The organism is Pisciglobus halotolerans (genome assembly GCF_900113675.1).
GTDB lineage: Bacteria > Bacillota > Bacilli > Lactobacillales > Carnobacteriaceae > Pisciglobus > Pisciglobus halotolerans.
On the sequence record NZ_FOQE01000077.1, the window covers coordinates 1 to 1733 of the forward strand.

Consider the following 1733-nt stretch of genomic DNA (forward strand, 5'->3'; position numbering starts at 1 on the left):
CGTATTTTCCGACTTAGTTTCTTTAGTTGTCGAATTATCGGTTTCTGGTTTCTGGTTTTCGGTTTCCGAAAACGAGACAATAAACGTTGATTTGATAGCTTCTTGTCCTTCTTCACTAATTACAAATTTATTTCCGATTTTGGAAAAAAATTTATTTCGCATATCTGGAGTTACTTTTTTATGAATGGCCGTCTTACTGACGCCTATTTCATCGGCAAGTTCTTTAATTGTTTTTTCCGCCATCGGAATCCCTACCCATCTAAATCTTGTATTTTAACGGTTTGTAAATACTGCTCAATAGATCGTTTTAGATATTTCACAATATTTCGCAACTGAGTACTAGCACCGTCTTTATGTGTCGCTACATAACTGATATGGTCTTTCACTCCGTTTAACCCGCGTAATTCTTTTAATTCATCATAAAGTGGATATACCTGTTTTTGTAAATCGGCCATCCTAGAAACATCTTGCATATCTCTAAATCCAATTAAGAAGTTTTCTCCCAACAAGGTCGTATACTTGCTTTGAACTGCTTTATTAAATAAGTTTTGCCTTTCTTGCTCTTGTTGAGCTTTATCCTTTTGATAATCCAAATCATTTTCCTTATAAGGCAGTAGAGATTTTGTTTTTTTCTTCTCTATATGAAATTGAATCCCAACAATTGAACGACCTTTTTTAATTTTGTCATAAGTAATGATAAAATGTGTGTACTCGTTTATTTCTTCTAAAGATGATTTCAACACGTTTTTTTCGAAATCAAACATTCTTTTATAATCATTTAACGTGTTTGTCATCCTACGTAACTCCTGAATATCGATATAAGGATTCTTCATTTGTTCGAGCTGTTTTTTTGTACGGTTTGTTGAATCTTTATATGTTTCAAACTGATTGAAGTTCATGGAAAACCATTTATATAAAATAATACTATATTTACTGTTTAATTCTATAATATCAGTAATCAGATACTGAGTGAAATTCCGTTTTAGATCAATTAAGTAAGGCATGATGTCATCTGTAAATTTAATGGCCACAGTATCATTGTAATCGTTCCATTCACTGCTCGATATAGGAGAAATTATTTTAAAATTCCATTTACCTTTTTTATTTTCATCTCGTACTTCAAAAATAGATTGCTGATGAAGAGTTGTAAGGGCATTCTTGAAACGGGCATGTCTGTCCTTATCTGTAGCTTTAAAGAAAGAAAAGAGCGTTTTTTTTGATAAATGAACAGTATTGTCTTCAGGAGGATTTTCGGTATCTAAACAAGAAACTGCCAATTCAAAAAACTTCAATGGAATCTTATCCATTTTAGCTACACTTGTGATCAAATCGTTGTGTTCTACGGTCTTCTGTTGATACAAATCTTCCATCTGAACCACCTTCTGCGGTATATTGGTATTAAAATTTCGCATAAAGAGAACCACCCTTCTTTTTAGAGGAAAACCATCCGTATGAAATCTAATTTTTCTCTATGTTTTTAGTATACACCATTAAACGAAAAAATAAATAATAATTCGTCTAATGAACAGTTTTTCCTCGTTCATTAGACAGTTTTTCCTCGTCTAATGAACAGTTTTTCCTCGTCTCTTAAACGCGAAACCCCTTGGTATGACTGGATCTATTTTTTCCCAAAAGGTTTAAAAGATAAAGTATATAAGATAAATATAAATACTACTCGTTTATTTTAATAAAAATAAAATAAACAACCTCTCAATCACTATATCGTTCTTTAA

Annotated in this window: 1 protein-coding gene and 1 pseudogene; both read right to left on the reverse strand. The window is 31.6% G+C overall.

Annotation, left to right across the window (positions count from 1 at the left end; genetic code table 11):
• Window positions 1-243: pseudogene (locus BM057_RS11405) on the reverse strand (DUF536 domain-containing protein); the annotation flags it as partial.
• 8 nt (window positions 244-251) lie between these two features.
• A complete protein-coding gene (locus BM057_RS11410) occupies window positions 252-1370 on the reverse strand; it encodes a RepB family plasmid replication initiator protein (protein ID WP_245741950.1) in 1119 nt (372 codons plus the stop codon).
• Window positions 1371-1733 lie beyond the last annotated feature (363 nt).